Origin of the sequence: Pseudomonas sp. BN505, from assembly GCF_029873175.1 — a bacterium.
Taxonomy (GTDB): Bacteria; Pseudomonadota; Gammaproteobacteria; order Pseudomonadales; family Pseudomonadaceae; genus Aquipseudomonas; species Aquipseudomonas putida.
Genome location: NZ_SSOI01000030.1, coordinates 21,021 through 46,374, shown reverse-complemented (window position 1 = coordinate 46,374; position 25,354 = coordinate 21,021). Strand labels below are relative to the sequence as shown.

Here is a 25,354-nt window from a genome sequence, read left to right as displayed (position 1 = left end):
TGTATGACTCAGGGGCGCTCAGCCACCATCAACAGCGACTGCGGCACCGCACTTTGCGGGTGCTGTGGTTCCTGCAAACTGAGCAGGCGCAACCCGGCCATGTCCAGTGCATTCAGCCAGCTGGCCAACGTACGGAAGTACCACGGCATCGGTTGCCAGTCCCCGGCAAACCCGGCAAAAGACTCCTCTCGCCAGTCATCCTGATAGTCCCCGCCCGCCACGCTCCATGGGTGCAGGGTCTGGATCACCAGCGCCCCACCTGGCACCAGCAATTTATTCATCGCCGCCAACAGTGGAATGATGTCCTGGTGCAACAGCGCAAAGTTGGCACAGACCAGGTCATACCCTGTGCCCACATAAACCTGCGCATCGGCCAACTGCGCATAGCTGGCCTGGTGCACCTCGGCCGAGCCCGCCGCGCGCGCAGCCTCTACCAGCGTCCGGTCACCATCCACGCCCACGGCCTCGATACCGCGGTCCTCCAGTGCACGCAGCAACCAGCCCTCACCACAGCCCAGGTCCAGCACTCGCCCGGGCTGGCGGCCGAGGATGGCGAGCAGGATGGCCTGGTCAGTGACCTGGCGACGGCTCTCGATGGCGCCGCTGCGCACGGCGTCGATCCAGGCGTGGGCGTTGTGCTGCCAACTGTCGAGCAAAGTGCTTTCAGGGTCAGGCATGGTGGTATCCCGGTGGTTGAACGTGTGCTGTATCGTTACCCGGTCGCCGTGTGTTTTCGCTTGACCCGGTACATATCCCCATCGGCATGACGCAGCAGCATGTCGGCATCGTTGCCATCCTCAGGGAAGCGCGCCACGCCGATGCTGCAGGACGGCGTGTCGATGCCGGACAACTCCATACCGAGTGGCTCGGCCATGACCGCCAAAATGCGGGCTACCTGCTCGGCAATGGCCACTGGCGAGGGGCAATCGTTCAACAGCACGGTGAACTCGTCACCGCCCATGCGCGCCACCGTGTCGGTTGCGCGTACGCAGCCTTCCAGCCGCCGCGCAAGCGTGCACAGCACCCGGTCACCCACAGCATGCCCGTGCACATCGTTGATTTCCTTGAAGTCATTGATATCCAGAAACAGCAACCCCAGCGTGCCATCGTGCTGCCGCGCTGTGGCAAGGGCACTGTCCAGCCGTTCATTGAACATGGCCCGGTTGGCCAGCCGGGTCAGCGGGTCGTGATGGGCAAGGAAGCGCAGTTCCTCTTCAGCCTGGCGCAGGGCCGTCACATCCCGCGCCACACCGATACGCGCTTGAGCCTCTTCGGACCAGCTGGCTGCCCACAGGATGTGCACGATACCGCCATCCTTGCGCACATAGCGGTTACGGAAATCGTAATGGGGGTGGCCGTTCATCACCCGCACAATCGACGCGCGCGTGGCCGCCAGGTCGTCGGGGTGCATGTAGTCGGTGATCGGCGTGCCGATCATTTCGCAGGGCTTGTAACCCAGCAGGGCCTCGCAGGCATCGCTGACGAAGGCGATCTGGTTGTCCCTGTCTACCACGAACACGGTGTCCAGCATCAGGTGGATCAACCTGGGGTACAAGGCTTGAAGGTCTACGGGCATGGGCAGGACGTCCGTGGCAAGGTGACCGATCATAGCGCGAAGAAATGCGTCGCATCTATCGTAGACTTGTGGTCCTGACACTGATGATCGCGCCCACCTCGGTACTCTGCAGGAGCATGCATTCAGGTATTCATCAGTTGCTCACCATCAGCTCCGGCCCCAGGTAATCGTTGACCTGCTGGATATCATCATCCCCCAGGCTACCCACTGACGAGGCCAGGCGCAGCCGCGACATCAGGTAGTTCAGCTTCGCCTCGAACAGGTCGTGGCGGGCGTCGTACAGCAGTTCCTCGGCATTGAGCACGTCCGAGTTGGTGCTGGTGCCGCCTTCCTTGAAGCCTTTGCGGGTCGAGATCAGCGAACGCTCGTTGGAGGCCACGGCCTTTTCCAGCGCTTGAATGCGCAAGGCGCCGCTCTGCACGCCGCGGTACTCGCGGGTGGTGCCGGAAATTACCTCCTGACGGGTAGCATCCAGCTCATCCAGGGCCTTGGAACTGTTGGCGCTGGCCTGGCGGGTCAGGGCGCTTGTGCTGCCACCGCTGTACAGCGGAATGTTCAGCTCCAGGCCGATCGAGCTGTAGTGGTTGCGCTGGTTGAGCTCGGAAATCGACTGGCTGCTGCCGGCGTTATAGCCCGCCACGAAATCCAGGGTGGGGTAGTGCCCGGCGCGGGCACGTTTCACTTCTTCTTCGGCCAGCTCGTAGCTGTGCCGGCGCGCGTGAATCAGCGGGCTGTCGGCCTGGGCTTTGACCAGCCAGTCCTGCAGGTTGCCCGGCATCAGCGGTGGCGTACTGAAGCCCGGCTGCAAGGTGGTCAGCGACTCTGGGGTTTCACCGATGTATTCCTCCAGCTTGCGGCGGGCGTTGACCAGGTTGTCCTGGGCCTCGATCAGGTCGGCCTCGGCCAGGTCGCGCCGGGCCACCGACTCATCGACGTCGGTGATGGTACCGGCGCCCAGCTCCTTGCGCCGTTTCGCCGAAGCCTGCTGCTCTTCGAAGGCGTTCAGCTTGGCCTTGGCCAAGGTGATGGTTTCGCTGGCCAGCAGCACGTCGAAGTAGGCGTCAGCCAGGCGTACCGCAGCGTCCTGGCTCTTGGCGTCGAATACCGCCACGCTGTAGTCGGCCCGCTGCTGACCCTGGCGGTACTCGGCCATCTTCTGTTTGTTGAACAGCGGTTGGCGCAGGCGCACATTGGCGCCCTTGGAGTCATAGTCCAGATCGTTGTCCAGGCCGTTCTGCCGCTGGCTGCCATTGACCCTGTTGAAGTAGGCCGACGCGTTGATCTGCGGCAGTAGGCCGGCCTCGCCGATGGCGCGGTTTTCGCTGCCGGCTTCTTTTTCGTGCACCGCTGCGCGGTAGATCGGGCCTTGGTATTGCAGCAAGTCCCAGGCTTGCTTCAGGTCCATGGCACTTGCCTGTACGGCCACCCCCAGCAGGCACAACATCAGGCACGAGCGTTTCATGTCATTGCTCCTTGAACGCGGCGTCGACGCGTTCGAGCATGGGCTTGAGCAGGTAGCTGAGCAGGTTGCGCTCGCCGGTCTTGATGGTGACGGTGGCGGGCATGCCGGGGCGGATGTGGTTGCTGCCCAGCAGGCCCATGCCGGCCGGCGTCACTTCCACCTGGGCCAGGTAGAAAGGCTGTTTGCTTTCTTCGTCGAGCAGGCGGTCGGCGGAAATGGTTTTCACCCGCCCCGGAATGTTTGGCGTCTGGGCGTGGTTGAAGGCCGGGAAGGCGATGTCCACGGCCAGGTCCGGGACCATCTTGTCGATGGCCTGCACCGGGATCATCGCGTCCACCTGCAGCGGTTGGTCGAGCGGCACCACCTCCATGATCTTGGCGCCCGGCTGGATGATGCCGCCGACCGTGGCGATGCTCAGGCCCTGGACCATGCCGTCGATCGGCGAGCGGATCACCGTGTGGGTCACTTCGTAGTCCAGCGCACGCAAACGGTCGGCCAGGGTGGTGTTTTCCTTGGCGGTGTCGGTCAGTTGAGATTCCACTTCCTTCAGGTAGTCGTGCTGGCGCTGCAGCATGCGCAGCTTGATTTCGGTAGCCTGGCTGCGTGCCCGGGCAATGTTGTTGAGGTTTTCGGCCTGGCCGGCGGACAGGTCGGCATTGCTGCGCTCCAGTTCCAGCAAGCGGTTGCGCGGTACATAGCCCTCTGCGGCCAGCACCCGGGTGCCTTGCAGCTCCTGGCTGAGGAAGCCGATCTGCGAGGCGCGGGCGCCGTACACCTGCTGCAGGCCCTTGAGCTGCACTGCCGAGGCCGCGAGGTTTTCTTCAAGGATGCTCAATTCACCGGCAAGGCCGGCGCGGCGGGTGTCGAGCAGGCGCTGTTGCAGGTCCATGGCCGCCAGCAGCCGTGGGTCATTGTCGTAGTGCTTGAGCAGGGCAGGGTCGAAGGTGACCGTATCGCGGCCATCGCGTTCGGCTTCCAGGCGGTTTTCCACGGTCTTGCTGACGATGTACTGGGCACTGAGTGCACCTTGCTCGGCCGCGGCGCGCAATGCGTCCAGGCGTACCACCTCCTGGCCTTTTTTAACCACATCGCCTTCGCGCACCAGGATCGCCTCGACCGTGCCGCCGCTCAGATGCTGCACCGCCTTGCGGTTGCTGGTGACCTTGACCGTGCCGGTGGCAACCACACCCGCGTCCAGTGGCGCCAGGCAAGACCACAGCAGGAAACCACCAAAACCGGCGATCACCATCCATACACCCCAGCGTGCCGGCCGGCCGGCGTCCAGGTCGATCAGGTCTTTGGCTTCGGCGGCAATCAGTTCGGAGTTTTGAGCCATTTGCATGATGGGTTACTCCCGTACTTTTACCGAAGCCAGCGGGGCCGTATTGGCCGCTGGAATCACGCTGGCCTTGCGCAGCGCCGCGAACACTTCGTCACGGCTGCCGAGCATGTGCACGGTGCCGTCGCGCAGCATCAGTATCTTGTCTACGGCGCACAGCACATTGGGCCGGTGGGAAATCAGGATCACCGTGGCACCGCGCGTTTTCAACTCGGCCAGCGCATCGACCAAAGCCTTCTCGCCGACGTCATCGAGGTTGGCGTTGGGCTCGTCCAGCACCACCAGGTTGGGCTCGCCGTACAGCGCGCGGGCCAGGGCGATGCGTTGCTTCTGGCCGCCGGACAGCGGGGTGCCGTCGGCTGCCAGCCGGGTGTCGTAGCCCTGCGGGAAGTGCAGGATCATGTCGTGCACGCCGCTGCTGCGGGCGGCGCGGATCACTGCATCGCTGTCCACTTCGGCAAAGCGCGCGATGTTTTCGGCGATGGTGCCCTCGAACAGCTCCACGTCCTGCGGCAGGTAGCCCAGCCACGGGCCCAGTTCGGCCTTGTTCCAGGTGAAGATGTCGGCCCCGTCCAGGCGCACCTTGCCGGCCTGGGCCGGCCACACACCCACCAGCAGGCGGGCGAGGGTGGACTTGCCCGAGGCCGAAGGGCCGATGATGCCCAGGCTCTCACCCGGGACCAGGCTGAAGCTCACCCCGCGCACGATGCTGGTATTGGTGCCGGGTGCGCCGGCAATCACGTTTTCCACCGCCAGCATGCCCATCGGCCGTTGCAGCGACATGCTCGGTGGCCGTTGCGGGTAGTCCTGCAGCAGGTCGTTGAGCCGGCCCCAGGCCAGACGGCAGCCCAGCAGCTGTTTCCATGAGGCGATCACCTGTTCCACCGGGCCCAGGGCCCGGCCGGTCAGGATCGAGCAGGCGATCATCATGCCAGGGGTGATCTTGCCTTCGATTGCCAGCAGTGCGCCGGTCCCCAGGATCACCGACTGCAAGGTGATGCGCACGAAGCGCCCGGTGCTGCTGATCAGCGCCGCGCGGTCGGAGGCCAGGGTCTGCATCTGCAGAATACGCAAGTGGCCCTGGTACCAGCGCTTGCCGATTGACGGCAGCATGCCCATGGCCTCGATCACTTCGGCGTTGCGCAGGTTGTTGTTGGCGTAGCTGGCCGACGACATCGACGCCTGGTTGGCTTCGGCCAGTGGCTTTTGCGTGGCCTTTTCAGTGAGGTAGGCCAGGCCCACCAGGGTCAACGAGCCGATTGTCGTGACCAGCCCGAGCCAGGGGTGGATCAGGTAGCAGACCACCAGATAGATGGGTGTCCAGGGGGCATCGAAGAAGGCGAACAGGCCGTTGCCGGTCAGAAACTGCCGCACCTGCGCCAGGTCTTGCAGGGCCTGGGCCGGGTTACCGCCGGCGCGGCTCAGGTTGCGCTCGAAGGCGGCGCTGAAGATGCGTCGGTTGAGCGCCATGTCCAGGCAGTTGCCGACCCGGATCAGCACGCGGGTACGGGTCATTTCCAGCGCCGACATCAGCAGGAACAACCCGACCACCAGCAAGGTGAGCATTCCCAACGTCGTGACGTTGCGGCTGACCAGGGCGCGGTCGTACACCTGCAACATATAGATGGCTGGCGTCAACATCATGACGTTTATCACGCAGCTGAAGGCGGCTAGGGCGTAGAAGCTGCGGTGCAAGCGAAATAGCACGTCGGCCAGCTCGGAGCGGGTGCGTGGTGGCTTAGCCATCGGGGCCTCCCTTCATTCACAAAGCGGGAAGCCCTTGCGGCGCCCCGTAAAACGGTAGTTGTGGCTTCTTGGTCGGCTCGCAGGCGGGTCGCTCTGATGGCGATATTGGCCAAAACGCTGCGTTGCTCCCATATGCAGCAGCGTAGGTTGCAACGAAACATTCGGTAATATCATTTTGCTCTATAAATACTTTGAACTTTTTATAAGTCACATGAAAACAGTGAGTTGCATCGCATTATCATCGGAGGAGATTTTTTTGACGAAATATTGACAAGCTTTTGGCCTACGACTTTAGTCTGAAGTATTCGGGCCCTGTGCGAGCTGGGATCGATGCAAGTGCGTTACACCTGTTGCGCACGGTTTACAGGGCCCCTCCCGCAACGGGGGTGCCAGCTTGCCAAGAAGAGGCCAGAGGTTTCAGCACACGACTGCTGGGCTACTGAGCCCGGTACACCCAACCAGTTTCTGCGCACGTCAACACTGACTGGGCGCGGGAAGGACCCTGTTGCCCTGTGTCATCTCCGGACAGATCGAGGGCAACTGCAATGGCCAATTTCAGCAAGTCGGACCTGGAATTCATTCTCAAACAAATCTTCATCGCCGAAGCCCATGCTGACGGCGCCAGCCTGAGTGACCTGCTGCCCAACAGCCAGGTCCCGTTCGGCCTGCGCACCGTCGATGGCAGCTTCAACAACCTGGTGGCCGGGCAAAGCGAGTTCGGCGCTGCCGACAATTCGTTCCTGCGCCTGCTCGATGCCTCCTACCGTGCCAACTACGTGGGCACCGGCAACGTCGTCGATTCGCAACCGCGCACCATCAGCAACCTGATCGTCGACCAGACCGCCAACAACCCGGCGGCGGTCGAAGCCAATGGTGGCGCAGCCCCGGTGATAAGCCCCGGTATCGACGGGGTGTTCGGCACCGCCGACGACAAGCCGGTGTTCTTGATCCCCAACGTCTCGCCGGACGCTGGCCTGACGGCGGGCTTCAACGCCTGGATGACCTTCTTCGGACAGTTCTTCGACCACGGGCTGGACCTGGTCAGCAAGAGCAGTACCGACATCGTGTTCATACCGCTGCGCCCGGATGACCCGCTGTACGTGGCCGGCAGCCCGACCAACTTCATGGTGCTGTCACGCGCCGTACGCACCGCCGGCGCCGATGGCGTGGTGGGCACCGCCGACGATAGTCAGCCCAACACCACCTCGCCGTTCGTTGACCAGAGCCAGACCTACAGCTCGCACCCCTCGCACCAGGTATTTTTGCGCGAGTACATGCTCGATGGCGCCGGTGACCCGGTGGCCACAGGCCGGCTGATCACCAACCGCGACCTTGGCGCGGATGGCAAATTCGGCACCGCCGACGATGGCGACAGCGGAAACGGCGGCATGGCCACCTGGGCGGTGGTCAAGGCCCAGGCCCGTGACCTGCTGGGTATCAACCTGACCGATGCCGACGTGCACAGCGTGCCGTTGCTGGCCACCGATGCCTACGGCAACTTCCTGCGCGGACCCAACGGCATGCCGCAGGTGGTCATGCGCGTGAACAACGGCGCCGATGGCATCGCTGGCACCGCCGATGACGTCACCCAGCTGGTCGAGGGCGACCGCAATGCGCCGATCAGCCTGGCCAATGCCGTGAGCACCGGGCATGGCTTCCTTGACGACATCGCCCACAATGCCGCGCCCGTGGTGGTTGGGGGTGTGCTGCAGGCTGACGCCGACACCCTGGTGGGCAACGCACAGCCGGTCGGGCAGGGTGGCAACAACCTGACCTACGACAACGAATTGCTCGATGCGCACTACATCGCCGGTGACGGCCGGGTGAACGAGAACATCGGCCTGACTGCCGTGCACCATGTGTTCCACTCCGAGCACAACCGCCTGGTGCAGCAGACCAAGGACACCCTGCTGGCCGCGGGCGACCTGGCGTTCCTCAATGAGTGGTTGATCGACGACGTCACTGCCATCCCCACCACGCCTGCCGGCATCGCCGCGCTGGTGTGGGATGGCGAGCGGCTGTTCCAGGCTGCCAAGTTCGGCACCGAGATGCAGTACCAGCACCTGGTGTTCGAAGAGTTCGCTCGCACCATCCAGCCGCAGATCGACGAGTTCCTCGCCCCTAATGGCTACGACACCTCGATCAACCCGGCCATCCTCGCCGAGTTCGCCCATGTGGTGTACCGCTTCGGCCACTCGATGCTGACCGAAACCGTCGACCGCTTCGACCCGTCGTTCAACCCGGTGTCTGCCGACCCCGACAACCCTGACCAGCAACTGGGCCTGATTGCCGCCTTCCTCAACCCGCTGGCGTTCGCTGGCAGCGGTGCCACCGCCGACGAAGCGGCCGGTGCGATCATCCGCGGTGTTACCCGCCAGCTGGGCAACGAAATCGACGAGTTCGTCACCGAAGCTCTGCGCAACAACCTGCTCGGCCTGCCGCTGGACCTGCCCGCGCTGAACATAGCCCGTGGTCGTGATACCGGCATCCCCAGCCTGAACGAGGCGCGTCGCGAGTTCTATGCGGCAACAGGCGACAGCCAGCTCAAGCCCTACATCAGCTGGGCCGACTTTGCCGACCACCTCAAGCACCCGGCATCGCTGATCAACTTCATCGCTGCCTACGGCACTCACGCCACCATCACCGGGGCCACCACCGAAGCGGACAAGCGCGCCGCCGCAGTGGCGCTGGTGCTTGGCGGTAGCGGCTCACCACTCGACCGCCTGGACTTCCTCAACGGCACCGGCGCCTATGCCAACGTGACGCTGGCGGGCAAAGACGGCATCGCCGGCACGGCCGACGACATTACCGGCGTGACCGTAACCGGGGTGGATGCCATCGACTTCTGGGTCGGTGGCCTGGCCGAGAAGAAAATGCCCTTCGGCGGCATGCTCGGGTCCAGCTTCAACTTCGTCTTCGAGACCCAGCTGGAAGCGCTGCAGAACGGCGACCGTTTCTACTACCTCTCGCGTACGGCGGGCATGAACTTCGGTACGGAACTGGAGAACAACTCCTTTGCCAAGCTGATCATGCTCAACTCCGACGTCACCCACCTGTCCAACACCGTGTTCCTCACGCCTACCTTCACCCTGGAAGTGAACCAGGCCAACCAGTTCACCGGGCTGGGTGCCGACGGCAAGGCCGACCCGACCGGGGGCATCGAGATAAACGGGGTTGAAATCCTCCCGCTGGTGATTCGCGACAACCCCGACACCGTGGGCCCTGACGCCAACTACCTGCACTACACCGGTGAAGACCATGTGGTGCTGGGCGGCACGGCCGGCAACGACATCATCATCTCGGGCGAAGGCGACGATACCGTTTACGGCGATGCCGGCGACGACGTGCTCGAAGGTGGCGCCGGCAACGACGCAGTGCTGGGTGGGGCAGGCGACGACATCATCACCGACTCGTTCGGCGACAACCGCCTGGAGGGTAACGCCGGTAACGACGTGATCGTCGCCGGCAGCATGCTGGTGGCCGGGAACCTGATCCTGGGGGGCGACGGCCAGGACTTCATCATCACCACCGAGGACATTTCCACCACCTTCGGTGGCCAGGGCGATGACTTCATCCTCGGCGCCAAGACCAACCTGCCACCCACCGGCAACGAGGGCGATGACTGGATCGAGAAGGGTACCCAGGACGGTGCGCCTGGTGACAACTTTGCGCCGCTGCTGGGTGACGAAGTGGTTGGCAACGACATCTTCGTCGGTGGCGGTGGCTTTGACGAAATGATCGGCGAGGGCGGTGACGACATCTTTGTCGGCAGCGATGCCCAAGACAAGATGGACGGCATGTCCGGCTTCGACTGGATCACCAACAAGAACGACAAGGTCGGCGTCACCGTTGACCTGAGCCTGGCAGCGCTGGCCCAGCCCCACGGCAATGCGCCAAACCAGAACGCCGGGGTATTCAACCCGGTCGGCGCCTCGCCGGCCAGCATCCTCGACCGCTTTGCCGAGGTCGAAGGGGTGTCCGGTTCGGACTACGCCGATGTGCTCAAAGGCGATGACGTCGATGCAGTGACCATCCTCAACCATGGCGGCGCCACTGGCAGTGCGCTTACCAACGTGGCGCTGATCCGTGGGCTGCAGCAGTTCCTGGCGGATGCCGGGTTGCCGACCACGGGCTTTGCCACCGGCAACATCATGCTCGGCGGCAATGGCAGCGACCTGATCGAGGGCCGTGGCGGCGATGACCTGATCGACGGCGACAAATGGCTGAACGTGCGCATCGCCGTGTACGCCCCTGGCGACGTCGACCACACCGGGCCCGAGATCGCCAGCTTCGACAGCATGGTCGACATGATCCCGTTCATGCTCGACCGCACCTACAACCCTGGCCAGCTGAAAGCCGTGCGCGAAATCCTGCCGGGTACCTCCACTGGCGGCGCGGCCTTTGACACGGCCGTGTATGCGGGGGTGCAGAGCGAGTACGTGGTAACCCAGAACACCAAAGGCACGGCCGATGTCGCGGATGATGTGTGGACGGTGACTGATACCGTGGCTGGCCGCGATGGCGTCGATACGCTGTTGCACATCGAACGCCTGCAGTTCTCCGACAGCCAACGCGTGCTGGTGACAGGCGTGAACGCGCAGCCCACGGGCAGCCCGACCGTCACCGATGGCAACGGCGGTGCTATCACGGTGGGCGATATGCTGACGGTGAGCGTGGCGGGCGTGCTCGATGCCGACAATATCAGTGCGGGCAACCCGGCAGGCACGCTTGCCGACCGCTCAGTGTCGTACTACTGGCAATTCGAGGCCGACCCGGGCAGTGGTGTGTTCGAGGACATCATCCTGCTACCGGCCGGTGACCTGGCGTTCCAGAGCGCCGATGGCACCGCGTTCAAGGTGTCGCCAGACCTGGCCGGGCTGAGCCTGCGGGTCAAGGCGATCTACCAGGACGCCCATGGCACAACCGAGGTGTTGTATTCCGCACCCACGGCGGTGGTGCAGCCGGGCGCACCGGTGGTGCCAACGCCGGTCACTCCGGTCGTGGATGCCACGGCAGGGGGCGAGGGGCTGCACATGGTGCGCTCTGACCTCAACTTCATCCTCGACCAGATCAAGATCGCCGAGGCCGATGCCGCCGGGCAGGACATCCTCTCGCTGATCCCCAACATCCGCGCGCCCTTGGGCCTGCGTGCAGTCGATGGCTCGAACAACAACCTGATGAACCTCAACGGCAACAACAACACCCAGTTCGGTGCTGCCGACAATGTCTTCCCGCGCCTGACCGACCCGGTGTTCAACCCGGCAGAAGGTGCACCGGCCGGCTTCTTCGGCCCTGGCTCCCCGGCCATTCCGGGCTCGTCGTACCAGCAGACCAGCGGCCCGGTGTTCGACTCGCAGCCGCGCACCATCAGTAACCTGATCGTCGACCAGACCTCCAACAACCCGGCAGCCTATGCCACCGCGTATGACCCAGGTGCCGATGGCGTACTCAACTTCGGCACGCCCGGTAACGACGACGTGCTCAAGGACGGCGTGCGCATCGTCGCCAGCCCGGGCATGGATGGCCAGTTCGGCACCACGGACGACCACGATGTGTACCTGTTCGAAAACACGGCTGCCGATGCCGGCCTGTCTGCGCCGTTCAACGCCTGGATGACGTTCTTCGGGCAGTTCTTCGACCATGGCCTGGACCTGGTCACCAAGGGTGGTTCGGGGACTATCTACATCCCGCTGCAACCCGATGACCCGCTCTACGTGGAGGGTGGTTTCACCAACTTCATGGTGGTGACCCGTGCCACCAACCTGCCAGGGCCGGATGGCATCCTCGGCAACGCCGATGACGTTCACGAACACACCAACACCACCACGCCGTTCGTGGACCAGAACCAGACCTACAGCTCGCACCCGTCGCACCAGGTGTTCCTGCGTGCCTACATGTTGACCGACGACGGCCCTGTTGCCACTGGCCGGCTGATCACCAACCGTGACCTGGGCGCCGATGGCAAGTTTGGCACTGCCGACGACACCGAGATCGGTGGCATGGCCACCTGGAAAGTACTCAAGGCCCAGGCCCGCGACGTGCTTGGCATCAACCTGACCGATGCCGACGTCGACAACGTGCCGTTGCTGGCAACCGACGCCTACGGCAACTTCATCAAGGGGCCGAACGGCTACCCGATGGTGGTGATGAAGGGCCTCGACGGCATTGCCGGCACTGCCGATGACCAACAGGTCGAAGGCAACCCGCTGGCGCCGCTCGACCTGACCAACGCCGTGCGCACGGGGCACCAGTTCCTCGCCGACATTGCCCATAACGCGGTACCCGTGTTCAGTGGCGGCGTGTTGGCGCCGGATGCCGACAACGTTGCCGGCAACGCTGTGCCGGTCAACCCACAGACCGGGGCCAACCTGGCCTACGACAATGAACTGCTGGACGCGCATTACGTCGCCGGCGACGGTCGGGTCAACGAGAACATCGGCCTGACAGCCGTGCATGCGATCTTCCACTCCGAGCACAACCGGCTGGTGGCGCAGACCATGGACACCGTGCTCGACTCGCACGACCTGGCCTTCCTCAACGAATGGCTGCTCAACCCGGTAACCGCATTGCCGGTTACCCCGGCCGAGATCGGCGCGTTGCTATGGAACGGCGAGCGGTTGTTCCAGGCGGCCAAGTTCGGTACCGAGATGCAGTACCAGCACCTGGTGTTCGAGGAGTTCGCCCGTACCGTGCAACCACGGGTCGACCTGTTCTTTGCCCCGACCCAGGTGTACGACGTCGACCTCGATGCGTCGATCGTGGCCGAGTTCGCCCACACCGTGTACCGCTTCGGCCACTCGATGCTGACCGAGACTGTTGATCGTTACGACATCGACTTCAACGTCATCAAGGACCCCGCCAGCGCCAACCCTGACCAGCAACTGGGCCTGATCGCGGCATTCCTCAACCCGTTGGCCTATGCCGCCAGTGGCGTTACCCCCGAGGATGCCACCAGCGCCATCGTCCGCGGGGTCACCCGTCAGGGTGGCAACGAAATCGACGAGTTCGTCACCGAGGCGTTGCGCAACAATTTGCTCGGCCTGCCGCTGGACTTGCCGGCGATCAACATTGCCCGTGGCCGCGACGTTGGCATCCCTTCACTGAACGCCGTGCGCCGCGACATCTACGGGCAAACCGGTGATACCCAGCTCAAGCCGTACACCAGCTGGGTCGACCTGGTGCAGCACCTGAAGCACCCCGAGTCGCTGATCAACTTCATTGCGGCCTATGGCACCCACAGCACCATCACCGGGGCCACCACACTGCTGGAAAAACGCGACGCAGCCATGGCCCTGGTGTTCGGTGGCGATGGCGCGCCGGCCGACCGCCTGGACTTCCTCAACAGCAGCGGTACCTGGGCGAATGTAACCCTGCCCGGCAAGGATGGTGTGCTGGGCACCGCCGATGACCTGAAGGCGGTGACCATCACCGGTGTCGATGCCATTGATCTGTGGATCGGCGGCCTGGCTGAAGAGAAGACCCCGTTCGGCGGCATGCTCGGCAGTACCTTCAACTTCGTGTTCGAAAACCAGATGGAGAAATTGCAGGACGGCGACCGCTTCTACTATCTGGAGCGCACTTCCGGCCTGTCGATGAACGCCGAGCTGGAAAGCAACTCCTTCGCCAAGCTGATCATGGCCAACACCTCCGCCACCCACCTGCCGGGCCTGGTGTTCTCCGACCCGGGCTTCTACCTTGAAGTCGACCAGAGCAAGCAGTTCAACGCAGGCCTGGGCAACGTCGACCCACTGGGCGAAAACGGCGAGCAGGTGGTGTTCCGCGACAGCCCGCTGACGGCTGGCCCGGACACCAACTACATCCGCTATGCCGGTGCCGAGCACATCGTGCTGGGCGGCACCAACGGTGACGATATCCTGGTGTCCAGCGAGGGTGACGACACGGTCTGGGGCGATGGCGGCAACGACCGCATCGAGGGGGGTGACGGCAACGACCAGCTGCGTGGTGGTGCCGGCGACGACATCATCAGCGACATGGGCGGTGACGACAACATCCAGGGCGGCGACGGCAACGACGTGCTGCACGGCGGCAATGGCGTCAACCTGATCATCGGCGGTTTCGGCAACGACTTCATCGTCACCGGTGAAGATGCCTCCGAGGCCATAGGCGGCCAGGGCAACGACTTTATCCTGGGCAGCAAGGCCAACGAGCAGGACATGGGTAACGAAGGTGACGACTGGATCGAGAAGGGCACCTCGGACGGTGCGCCTGGCGACAACTTCGACCCGCTCGGCAACGACCCCATCATCGGCCACGACGTGTTCATCGGCGGCAATGAGAACGACAAGTTCAACGGTGAAGGCGGCGACGACATCATGGTCGGCAGCCTGGGCTTTGGCGACCGCTACATCGGTGGTTCGGGCTACGACTGGGCAACCTTCAAGGGCCTGGCCCAGGGGGTGACCATCGACTACAGCGACCGCTTCTTCGACGTGCCGCCAGTGCCGGGCTCTGGCGCTTCGGCGCTGGTCCGCTTCGACATCATGGAAGGCCTGTCGGGCTCGGCCCATGGCGACTTCCTGCGCGGCGACAATGAAGACGCCGCGAGCTTGCCGACCAATGGCGCCACTGGCAGTGTGCTCACCAACATCAGCCTGATCAACGGCCTGTCCAGCCTGCTGGCCGCCGGTGCAACGTTCTACGATGGCGGCAACATCATCCTCGGCGGCAGTGGCAGCGACCTGATCGAAGGCCGTGGCGGCGACGACATCCTCGACGGTGACAAGTGGCTGAACGTGCGCATCAGCGTGCGCGCCAACCACGATGGCACCGGCCCGGAAATCGCCAGCTACGACAGCATGGAGCCGATGGTGCCGCTGATGCTCAACGGCACCTACAACCCAGGCCAGCTGGTGATCGTGCGGGAGATCCTCAACGGCACCGACAACTACGACACGGCGGTGTTCTCGGGGGTGGCCACCGATTACAGCGTGGTGGTCGATGGCAATGCGGTGATCGTCACCGACCTGGTGGCCGGGCGCGATGGTGTCGACCACCTGACCGGCATCGAGCGGCTGCAGTTCTCTGATAGCTCGCAAGCCTCTGGCGTGGGAACCGCCGTCAACGCTGGCCCCACGGGTCACCTGGTGATTCTCGACGCTGCCACCGGGGTGCGTGACGATACACCGGTGAGCGGCCAACTGCTGCGCGTGACACCCCTCGCGGTACATGATGCGGACAACGTCAGCGCGGCCAACACGACCGGTGCGGTCAACAGCCCTGTGGCCTATTACTGGCAAGTCGAGACCCTGCCGGGTTCGGGTGTCTATGAAGACATCACCTTTGTCGCCGCAGGCGAGGTCCAGCGGGCGACGGGCGCCACCTACCGGGTCACGGACGATGTGGCTGGCCTGAGCATCCGCGTACGTGCGGTGTACCAGGACGCCAAGGGCACGCTGGAAATCGTCGATTCGTCGGTGAACAGCGCACCGAGTGCCGGGCCGACCGTGACCGGGCTGCTGGTGCAGAACCAGACGCTCACTGCCAACCCGGCAACCATCGTCGATGCCGACGGCCTGAGCAACCCGCAGTTCACCTTCCAGTGGCAGTCCAACCGGGGTGTGGGCTGGGTCAACATTGTTGGCGCCATCAGCAGCACCTTTGTCCTGACCCAGGCGCAAGTGGGGCAGAACATGCGGGTTGTGGTCAGCTATGTGGATGACTTTGGCGTGCAAGAAAGCGTCGCCTCCGACATCCTCGACCCGGTGGCCAACGTCAACGATGCACCGACCGGTGCAGTGTCGATCAGCGACACCACGCCAGACCAGGGCCAGACGCTGACCGCGCTGACGGGCGGCATCGCCGACCTGGACGGGCTCGGTGCCTTCAGCTTCCAGTGGCAGCAGGGCACGGGCGGCATCTTCAGCAACATTGTCGGGGCTACGGCCGCCACCTTCACTCCGGGCTTTGCCCAGGGCAACCAGCAGTTGCGGGTGATCGTGCGTTACACCGACGGCTTCGGCACCCTGGAGTCGCTGACCTCCGCCGCGACGGCCGCAGTGGTGGTGCCGCCAGGCGTGACACTGGTGGGCACCAACGCGGCCAACACCCTGACCGGCACGGCGGGCAATGATGTGATCTCGGGCTTGGGCGGCAACGACACGCTCAATGGCCTGGGCGGCGCTGACCAGTTGTTCGGCGGGCTTGGCAACGACATCCTCAACGGCGGGGACGACCCTGACATCCTCAATGGCGACGATGGCAACGATACCCTCAACGGCGGGCTTGGCGCGGATGCCATGAATGGCGGTGCCGGCAACGATACCTTCGTGGTCGACAACGCCGGTGACACGGTGACAGAGGCGCTGAACGGTGGCACCGATCTGGTGCAGACCAGCCTGGCCACCTACACCCTGGGTGCCAACGTCGAAAACCTGACCTACACCGGCAGCAGCAGCTTTACCGGTACGGGTAACGCGTTGGCCAACACCATCACCGGCGGCGCCGGCAACGACCTGCTAAGCGGCGGTGCGGGTGCCGACCGCCTGGTGGGGGGCGTGGGCAACGACACCTATGTGGTGGATGATGCCGGGGACACTGTGGTCGAGGCCACTGGCGCAGGAACTGATCTGGTGAGTACCACGCTGGCCAGCTACACCATGGCCGCCAACGTCGAGAACCTGACGTATACCGGTGTAGGCAACTTCACCGGCACCGGTAATGGCCTGGCCAACATCATCAACGGCGCGGCGGGCAATGACACGCTTGCCGGTGACGGCGGCAACGACATCCTCAACGGCAACGCCGGCAACGACACCCTCAATGGCGACGCCGGTAACGACCAGTTGTTCGGCGGCCTGGGTGCCGATCGCCTGAACGGTGGGGGTGGCGATGACAGCCTCGATGGCGGCGACGGCAATGACACGCTGTTGGGGGATGCCGGCAACGACACCCTGCTGGGCGGCATTGGTGATGACAGCCTGGACGGCGGCAACGGCAACGACACACTGCAAGGTGGCGATGGCAACGACACGCTGTTTGGTGACGTCGGCACCGACACCTTGATTGGGGGCGCTGGCAACGACTTCCTCAACGGTGCGGCGGGCAACGATACGGTGGTGGGTGGTGCCGGCAACGACACGATGATGGCCACTGACGGCAATGACGTGTTCCAGTTCGCGGCCGGTTTCGGCAACGACCTGATCATCAACTTCGATGCCATTGCGGCGGGTGGCCAGGACCGGCTGGATATCACCGCCCTGAACATTACCGCAGCGACCTTCGCCGCCAGTGTCACCATCGCCGATGTTGGGGCTGATACGCTGGTTCACATCGGCGCTGCCGACTCCATCCGCCTGGCGGGGGTGGCGGATGCGACCACGGTGACTATAGCGGACTTCATCCTGGCAGGTTGAGCAGCTGAGGAACAGGCCGTTGCCTTGAAATACAGGGGCTGCGCAGCAGCCCCTGGTTTACTTGCCGGCCAACCCCGCATGCACCTGCAACTCTTCATCGATAAACGCCGCAATCATTGCCCTGTAAACCCGCTCCACCACCTCCGGTGAGGCGCCCGTCTCCACGGCGATACCCCGCACTTTGGCAATCACCTGCTCGACTGGCGCGGGCGCGCGAACGCCGTCGCTGGTTTTCTTGAAGGCGGCCGCCTGGGCCACCAGATGCCCGCGTTCACCGCCTCTCAATGCCCCACCAGCTCCCCCAGCAACCGCTGCTTGTACCCCTGCAACACCTGGCTGTCCCGCTGGCGCGGGTGCGGCAGGTCAATGCGCAAATCCTCGCGAATCCGCCCAGGGTGCGCGTCCATCACGATCACCCGGTCCCCCAGGTACAGCGCTTCCTCGATGTCATGGGTCACCATGATTACCGTGCAACGCTCCTGCACCCATATGCGCTGCAACTCCTGCTGCAACCGTACCCGGGTCAGGGCGTCCAGTGCGCCGAGCGGTTCGTCCAGCAACAACACCTTGGGTTTGTTCACCAGCGCCCGGGCAATTGCCGCGCGCTGGGCCATGCCGCCGGACAGCTGGTGCGGGTAGGCCTGCTCGTAACCACTCAGGCCTACCAGTTCGATGTGCTCGGCCACCAACCTGTTTTTCTCGGCTGCGGGTAACGCATGGTTTTTCAAGGCCAAGGCAATGTTCTGCTGCAGGGTCATCCACGGGAACAGACGATGGTCCTGGAACACGATACCGCGCTCCAGGCCGGGCCCGCGCACGGGTTGCCGGTCCAGCAGGATCTGGCCCTGGTAGTCCTGGTCGAGGCCGACGATCAGCCGCAGCAGGGTAGACTTGCCACAGCCGCTGGCGCCGAGAATGCTGACGAATTCGCCCGGGCGGATATCCAGGTCGATGCCTTCGAGCACTGGCACATGCTTGCCCTTGAGCGGGTACGCCTTGTTCAGGCCGCGAATGGTCAGCGCGCCGGTGCTGGCGGTGGTGGGTAAAACGTGGGCGATGGCGTTCATGGTCGGGCCTTTCAATGGTTGGTGCGCCAGCGCAGCAGGCGGCGGGTGAGCAGGGTGCACAGCCAGGACATCAGGTAGCCACTCAGGCCGATGCACAGCACGCAGACCACGATGATCTCCATGCGCGCCGCAGCTTCGGCGTTCATCATCAGGCTGCCAAGGCCGGCCCCGGCAGACAGGAACAGCTCGCTGCCCACCGAGGTCACCCAGGCGAAGGCCAAGGCTTGCAGTACCCCGGCGGCAATGCCGGGCAGTGCGGCGGGCAACAGGATCAGCCAAAGCTGCTGCCAGCGGCCGAGCATCAGCACCCGTGCCGCTTCGCGGTGCTGGCCGGCGACCTGGCGCAGGCTCTCGAAGGTGTTGAGCACCATCGGGTACAACGCTGCCAGGCTGACGATCAGCAGCTTGGCGCCTTCGCCGTTACCCAGCCACAAGGCGATCAGCGGGATCCAGCCCAGCATCGGCACCTGGCGCAAGGCATGGAACAGCGGCGCGATCAGGCGGTTGGCGGGGGAGGACAGGGCCATTAACGCACCCAGCCCGACACCGCCGACAATGCCGATGGCAAGGCCGCTGCAGGTACGTAACAGGCTCGCCCACAGGTTGACCAGCAGTTCGCCGCTGCCCAGCAGTTCGGCCAATGCTGTGCCCACCTGCGCCAGCGGCACGAAGGCGTAGGCCCCGGCTGCACCTTGGCGCGAGGCGTACTCCCAGGCGCCGAGCAGCAACAGCGGCAGTACCAGGCCACGCAAATCAAGTCGTTTCATCACAGCCTCCTCAGTGGCTTTGCCAGGCGGACAGGCGTCGTTCCACGCGGCGCAGGGTGAAGTCCAAGCTGAAGCCGATAAGCCCGGTCAATACAACGCCGACCATCACTACATCGATGCGCAGCATCTGCCGGCCCATCTCGATCATCTGCCCCAGGCCGCTGTCGGCCGCCAGCAGCTCGCAAGCCACCAGCACTACCCAGGCGCGGGTCAGGGCCACGCGGATACCGGTGACGATCGCCGGCACCGCGGCGGGCAGGGCAATCCGCCCCACCAGCGTGGGCCAGCGCAGGCGGTAAACCGCCGCCACTTCGAAATGGCTGGGAGGGATCGCGCGGATACCTTCGCAGGTGGCCAGTGCCACCGGGAAAAACGCAGTCTTGGCGACGATGATCACCTTGAAGGTTTCATCCACCCCAAACAGCAGCACGAACATCGGGATCAACGCGATGCTGGGCACCTGGCGCAGGGTGTGGAACAGCGGGGCGCAGTAGGCCTCCACGGTCTTCGACAAGGCCAGCGCCGCGCCGAAACCAAGGCCGGCCAGTGCGCCGCCGGTAAAGCCCAAGGCCAGTCGCGACAGGCTGCCGGCCAAGTGCTCTTGCAACTCGCCGGTGGCCAGCAGGTCGGTGAGGCTGTGCCACACCTCCAGCGGCGGGATAAGCAGGTTGGCCGGAAACAGCCCGACATAGGCCACCACGGCCCAGCAGATAAGCAGGGCCAGGGGGGAGATGAACCAGGAAAGACGAGAAAGCACGCGCATGGCTGGCCTTGGGAAAGCAGAGGGTAGTGGTGTATCGCAAGAGCTGTGCCAGGGGGCGCAAGCCCCGGATTGCGGGGCTGGAGGGTGAGGGTGATGCTTGAGCAGCAGCGAGGTGCTGCTAGAGCAGCAGTCAGTCAGCAGCATCGGTGCTGGATTCTTCGCGGGCATGCCCGCTCCCACAGGATGGCACCCGTCTGCGAACCTGTGCAGGACCTGTGGGAGCGGGCAAGCCCGCGAAGAAGCCAACCCGGTTTCAGCTTAGAAGTCGTAACTCACGCTGGTGTAGTAGAACGCCCCTTGCGCCCCTTCCGGGCTGGTGATGGAGTACTTGGGCACGCCATACAGCTGTGCACCCTTCGCTTTGTCTGGGTGGCTGTCGAACAGGTTGATCGCGCCCGCCGACAAGGTCAGGCCCAGGTCGAAACGGTACGACACGTCCAGGTCGGTCACCCATTGCGGGCTGAAGGTCTGGTCCAGCGTCGGGTTGGCGGCGTTGCGGTTCTTCCATTCCCCATACCGGCGCTGGGCGACGGTGACGCTCCAGCCGTCATACAGCCAGTTGGCACTGAGGGTCAGCTTGTCCTCGGGGGTGCCGTCTTCGATCAGCCCCTGGGTGTTGCGGCCGATGATCTGGCTGCCAGGGATGCCGCCCACATCATCCAGCCCGGTTATACGGGTGTTGTTGCGCGCGTAGCCACCGTTGAAGTCCACGCGCCCCCAGCGGCCTGCATCCAGCTGGTAATGGCCGGCCAATTCGAAGCCATCGGTGCGTGTGTCGGCAATGTTGGTGTAGAACGCCGCGCTCTGGATGTTGGCGTAAGGGGTACCGGCGAAGATCGGCCCCACCACCGATGCAGGCAATTGGTCGGACAGGGTGATGCGGTTGTCGATGTCGATACGATAGGCGTCGAGTGTGACCGAGGCGTTGGGCAATGGGCGCCAGACCAGGCCCACGGAGAAGTTGGTCGATTCTTCAGGTTTCAGCGCCTTGCCGCCAAGCAGGGCCGCTTCCGGGCTATCGGCACGCAGGGTGCGCTGCTGCACCTCGACCCAGTTGCCACTGCCTGGGGGCTGTTCCACCACCTGTACGCTAAACGACGACAACCCGCTCTGCACCAGCGAAGGCGCACGGTAGCCGGTACTGGCGCTGGCTCGCGCGGCAATCTGCGGGGTGAAGTCGTAGCGCATCGACAACTTGCCATTGGTGGTGTCGCCGAAGTCCGAATAGTGCTCGCTGCGCACGGCCACGCCGGCCTGCAACTTTTCGCTCAGCTGGGCTTCGACATCAAAGTAGGCACCGATCACGCGGCGGTCCAGCGACACGGCATCGACCTGGGTGATGCCCGAGTAGTAGCCGGGTATGCGCCTGCCGGAGACAGGGTCGATGGTGTTGAACAGCGGCCCGTTTGACCAGCCGGCGGCGTCACCTTCGCTGAGGTCGTAGTTTTCCTGGCGCCAAGCCAGCCCGGCGGAAACGGTCAGCGGCTTGAACAGCCAGTCGTTGGCGAAGTCGCGGGTCCAGTCCAGGGTCAGGCTGGTCTGGTCGGCTTCGCGGCGACCAGTGTAGATGGTCGACGGGCTGGCGGTGCCCCAGCTGGGGTTGATGGCGTCGCGGTCGGTGGAGTCGACGCGGTTATTGCCGTAGTTCAGCGCCAGGTCGAATTTGCCCAGGGCCTGGTCCTCGAAGCGCAGGCCACCGGTGACGGCAAAGTCTTCCAGGCCGTAGCGGGTGACCGGTAGGCGGCCGTCCGGGTAGCGCGCCAGGGCTACGCTGCCGTAGTTGTTGCGCAACGTGGTGGGCGGGTCGAAGAAGTTCTCGGCATCCGTGTTCTTGTGCGCATAGGTGGCAAAACCGTAGGCACTCAGCCCCTCGCTCAAACCCATTTCGGCATTGGCGGTAAAGTTGTACTGGTCCGAGACATTGCCCGAACCCCAGCGCCAGTTGCGGTAACGGTTGTTCTGCTCACGCGCGGTGTCGATGCTGGTGGAGCCGGGGTAGAACAGGCGGTTGTCGTCGCGGGTGTCGCTGGCGGGGTCTTGGCTGCCGGCGTCGAAGGCCAGTGTCAGGAAGCCGTCGTTGGGCAAGGCAAAGCCCTTCCAGCCGCTGAGCTTGCGCTGCAGGCCGTCGCCTTTCTTGTAGCCGCCGAAGCGGTAGCCGGCGTTACCACCCTCGTCGCGCTCCTTGAGCACGATGTTGATCACCCCGGCGATGGCGTCCGAGCCGTACTGGGCAGCCGCACCATCGCGCAGGATTTCCACCCGTTCGATGGCCGACAGCGGGATCAGGCTGAGGTCCACGGCCGCCGCGCCACGGGCGTTGACCAGGCCCTGGCGGGTGACGTTGGCGCTGGTGTGGCGGCGCTTGCCGTTGACCAGCACCAGCACCTGGTCGGAGGCCAGGCCGCGCAGCGAGGCGCCCTGGGCAATCGAACCGGCAAAGGCGCCCTGGGGCGACTGCGGGAAGCTGAACGAAGGCGAAAGCGCAGTGAGTGCCGCGGACAGGTCGCTGGCGCCGGTTTCCTGGAGTTTTTCACCGCTCAGCACATCGACCGGGGCGGCGCTTTGCAGGGCAGTGACGTCGCTGCGGTGGGTGCCGACCACGACCACGGTGTCGAGGCGGTCGGCGGTTTCGGCGGCGAATGCGGGCACGGCGAGGCCGGCGATGGCCAGGGCGATGGCGCTGGCCAAGGGGTTGTGGTGGGGCATGGAGTAATCCTTATATACAGCGTGATGCTGTGGGGCTGCTGCGCAACCCATCGCGACACAAGGCCGCTCCCACAGAAGGAACGCGGTCTCCTTGTGGGAGCGGCCTTGTGTCGCGATGGGCCGCGCAGCGGCCCCAATGGTTTTCAATCAGAACCGGCTGGTAACGCTGAGCCCGACGGTGCGCGGGTCGCCGTAGGTGATCACGTACTGCCCGGCGGTACCGTTGGGCCGGCCGTGCACCTGGTAGCGGCGGTCGGTGAGGTTGTTGACGAAACCGGTCACGCTCAGCTTGTCGTCGTGGCTGAACCAGCTCAGGCGGGCGTTGGCCAACGTGTAGTGGGGCTGGCTGAGGGTTTCGTCGGCGCTGCTCTGGCGGTCGGCCAGGAAGTACTCCTTGTCACGGAAGCTCACGTCGCCCCCTGCCACCAGCTTGCCGCCCACTTCCAGCGGAATGGTGTAGTCGGCACCCAGCGACACCACGTTGCGCGGCGAACGCACGAAGCTGTTGCCGCTGTAATCGCCGGTTACCGCGCCAGTGGTGGGGTTGGTGTTCTTGAAGTCGGTGTATTCGGTGTCAAGGAACGACACCGCCGCGCGCAGGTGCAGGCGCTCGGTCGGCTGGCCTTCGATCTCCAGCTCCGCACCCTTGACCTTGCCCTTGGCGCCGTTGGTCAGTGCGGTGGTGAGCACGCCATTGTTCACCGTCAGCAGGTTCACCTGGATGTCGGAGTAGTCGTAATAGAAGAGGTTGGCGTTGACGGTCAGGCGGCGGTCGAACCACTCCGACTTCAGCCCCAGCTCATAGGCATCCAGCTCTTCCGGGTCGACCGTGGTCAGCTGCGCCAGGCTGGTCGACAGCCCGGTGTTGAAACCGCCCGAGCGGAAACCGTGGGCGTAGCGGAAGAACACCCGCAGGTTGTCGTTGATGCGGTACTCGGGCGTCAGGTCGTAGGTCCAGGCTTCCCAGGTCTTGTCTTCCTGGCGATTGCCGTTGGTGCCCACGCCACCCAGCGGGACCAGCGGGCCGTTGGCGGTGGCGCGGGTCAGTTGCACCAGGTCCAGGTCGATGTCCTTTTTCTCCTGCGTCCAGCGCAGGCCGCCAGTGACGCTGAAGTCGTCGGTGAAGTCGTAGGTCAGGTTGCCAAACAGCGCGTAGCTGTCGGTGCGGTGGTCGAAGCCCATGTCGCGGAACGCCGTGGTACCCACCTGGTTCGAGCCGGTGCCGTTGGGCGTCGGCCCGGGGGTGACCACCCGCTGTGCCGAGCTGTCGAGGTCTTCGTGGAAGTAGTGCGCACCCAGCAGCCAGTGCAGCGGGCGGTCTTCCGGCGAGGCCAGGCGCAGCTCCTGCGACCATTGGCGGTAGCTGTTGTCGGTGATCGACGCGCCGTTGACCTCGTAGGGGGTGTAGTCGGCGTCGCTGGTGGAGCGGTTGCGGATGTAGTCGTAGGCGCTGATCGAGGTCAGTGTGTAGTCGCCCAGGTAGTAGTTGAACGTCAGCGAGGCGCCGTCGTGGTCCAGGCGGTAGTCTTCGTTGACGTTCAGCGAGATGTCGCGGCCATGCGGGCGTTCGTAGCCGACGTTGTAGTAGCGGCCCACGGGCAGCGAACCATTGCTGCCGTCGCCCTTGAACTGGCGGCTGTGGACCTTGAGCAGGGCGTCCAGGTCGGGGTTGAGCTGGGCCAGGAACTGCAGGCGGATGGCTTTCTTGTTCACATCGCCATAGGTGTTGCCGTCGAAGTCGTTGTTCTGGAAACCGTCACGCTCCTCGGAATACAGCGCCACTCGCCCGGCCAGCTTTTCGTCCACCAGCGCGCCGCCGATGGCGCCGGTGACGATGCGTTCGTTCTTGCTGCCGAAGCCGACGGTGCCATAACCGTCGGTGTCGAAGGTGGGCTTCTTCGAGATCACGTTCACTGCACCGGCAGTGGTGTTCTTGCCATACAGGGTGCCTTGGGGCCCACGCAGTATTTCGATGCGCTCCAGGTCGAACAGCGGCCCACCGCCTGCGATGGGGGCGTTGAGGTAGACGTCATCGGCGTAGATGCCCACCGGGAAGACCGTTGCCGCGCCGGTGTCGCCGGTGCCCAGGCCGCGGATGTACCAACGCGGGCGGCCGTCGCCGTCGGGGTTCTTGGCCGAGGCGTTGGGCACGAAGGTGGTGATGTCGCCCATCGAGCGCACGCCATCGGCGGTGATGCTGGTGCCTTTGATGGCCGATACGGCTACCGGTACTTCCTGCAAGGTCTGTTCGCGGTGTTGGGCCGTGACGGTGACGGTTTCCAGGGCCGGTTCGTTTTTAGTGTCTTCGTTGGCGGCGATGGCCTGGCTGCCGGTGCCGGCCAGCAGCAGCGCCAGGCTGATCTGGCGGGCCAGTGGATTGAGCTGGTGCATGGTGGATCTCCCCGTATGTAAAGCGTTCTTGGGGAGAGCTAGAGCAGGGACTGTGCCATGTTGTTAAGCTATTGAAATGTAACGTGTTTATTAGAGTTTTGAGAGGGTGTTGCAGATTGGGCAGCAGTGGGGTGCTGGGCGGGTGCTGCTGGGGCAGCAGTGGTG

11 protein-coding genes and 1 pseudogene are annotated in these 25,354 nt (G+C 64.2%); 1 reads left to right on the top strand and 11 read right to left on the bottom strand.

All coding sequences use genetic code 11. The features are described 5' to 3' along the window. Positions 1-8: 8 nt before the first annotated feature. The 5 genes from E8E78_RS07795 to E8E78_RS07775 form a co-directional block, all read right to left on the bottom strand. Positions 9-677: a class I SAM-dependent methyltransferase gene (locus tag E8E78_RS07795; RefSeq protein WP_049275498.1), complete on the bottom strand. Its 669-nt coding sequence runs from the start codon at positions 675-677 to the stop codon at positions 9-11. Positions 678-712: 35 nt separating this feature from the next. After that, a complete protein-coding gene (locus E8E78_RS07790) occupies positions 713-1,576 on the bottom strand; it encodes a sensor domain-containing diguanylate cyclase (protein ID WP_049275497.1) in 864 nt (287 codons plus the stop codon). 133 nt (positions 1,577-1,709) lie between these two features. Continuing rightward, entirely contained in the window at positions 1,710-3,038 is a 1,329-nt protein-coding gene (locus E8E78_RS07785; RefSeq protein WP_049275496.1) for a TolC family outer membrane protein, read from the bottom strand. Between the two features lies 1 nt (position 3,039). Next, positions 3,040-4,380 (bottom strand): HlyD family type I secretion periplasmic adaptor subunit, encoded by a 1,341-nt coding sequence (locus tag E8E78_RS07780; protein ID WP_049275495.1) that lies wholly within the window; start codon positions 4,378-4,380, stop codon positions 3,040-3,042. Between the two features lie 6 nt (positions 4,381-4,386). Further along, entirely contained in the window at positions 4,387-6,123 is a 1,737-nt protein-coding gene (locus tag E8E78_RS07775) for a type I secretion system permease/ATPase (protein WP_059395082.1), read from the bottom strand. Between the two features lie 545 nt (positions 6,124-6,668). Between E8E78_RS07775 and E8E78_RS07770 the strand changes: the two genes are divergently transcribed. Continuing rightward, positions 6,669-17,495 (top strand): peroxidase family protein, encoded by a 10,827-nt coding sequence (locus E8E78_RS07770; protein WP_049275493.1) that lies wholly within the window; start codon positions 6,669-6,671, stop codon positions 17,493-17,495. Between the two features lie 57 nt (positions 17,496-17,552). Here E8E78_RS07770 and E8E78_RS07765 read toward each other — a convergent pair. From E8E78_RS07765 to E8E78_RS07740, 6 genes and pseudogenes are all read right to left on the bottom strand, one after another. Then, positions 17,553-17,768 (bottom strand): annotated as a pseudogene (locus tag E8E78_RS07765) (chorismate mutase); the annotation flags it as partial. 8 nt (positions 17,769-17,776) lie between these two features. Beyond that, the gene (locus E8E78_RS07760) at positions 17,777-18,562 is read right to left on the bottom strand and encodes an ABC transporter ATP-binding protein (RefSeq protein ID WP_016500393.1); all 786 of its coding nucleotides are present in this window, start codon (positions 18,560-18,562) and stop codon (positions 17,777-17,779) included. An 11-nt stretch (positions 18,563-18,573) separates the two neighbouring features. Continuing rightward, on the bottom strand, positions 18,574-19,329 hold the full coding sequence (locus tag E8E78_RS07755) for an ABC transporter permease (protein ID WP_049275491.1): 756 nt from the start codon (positions 19,327-19,329) through the stop codon (positions 18,574-18,576). A 10-nt stretch (positions 19,330-19,339) separates the two neighbouring features. Continuing rightward, positions 19,340-20,092 (bottom strand): ABC transporter permease, encoded by a 753-nt coding sequence (locus tag E8E78_RS07750; protein ID WP_156859561.1) that lies wholly within the window; start codon positions 20,090-20,092, stop codon positions 19,340-19,342. Positions 20,093-20,350: 258 nt separating this feature from the next. After that, the gene (locus tag E8E78_RS07745; RefSeq protein WP_049275489.1) at positions 20,351-22,798 is read right to left on the bottom strand and encodes a TonB-dependent receptor; all 2,448 of its coding nucleotides are present in this window, start codon (positions 22,796-22,798) and stop codon (positions 20,351-20,353) included. Positions 22,799-22,945: 147 nt separating this feature from the next. Continuing rightward, a complete protein-coding gene (locus E8E78_RS07740; RefSeq protein ID WP_028613525.1) occupies positions 22,946-25,189 on the bottom strand; it encodes a TonB-dependent receptor in 2,244 nt (747 codons plus the stop codon). Between the last annotated feature and the right edge of the window lie 165 nt (positions 25,190-25,354).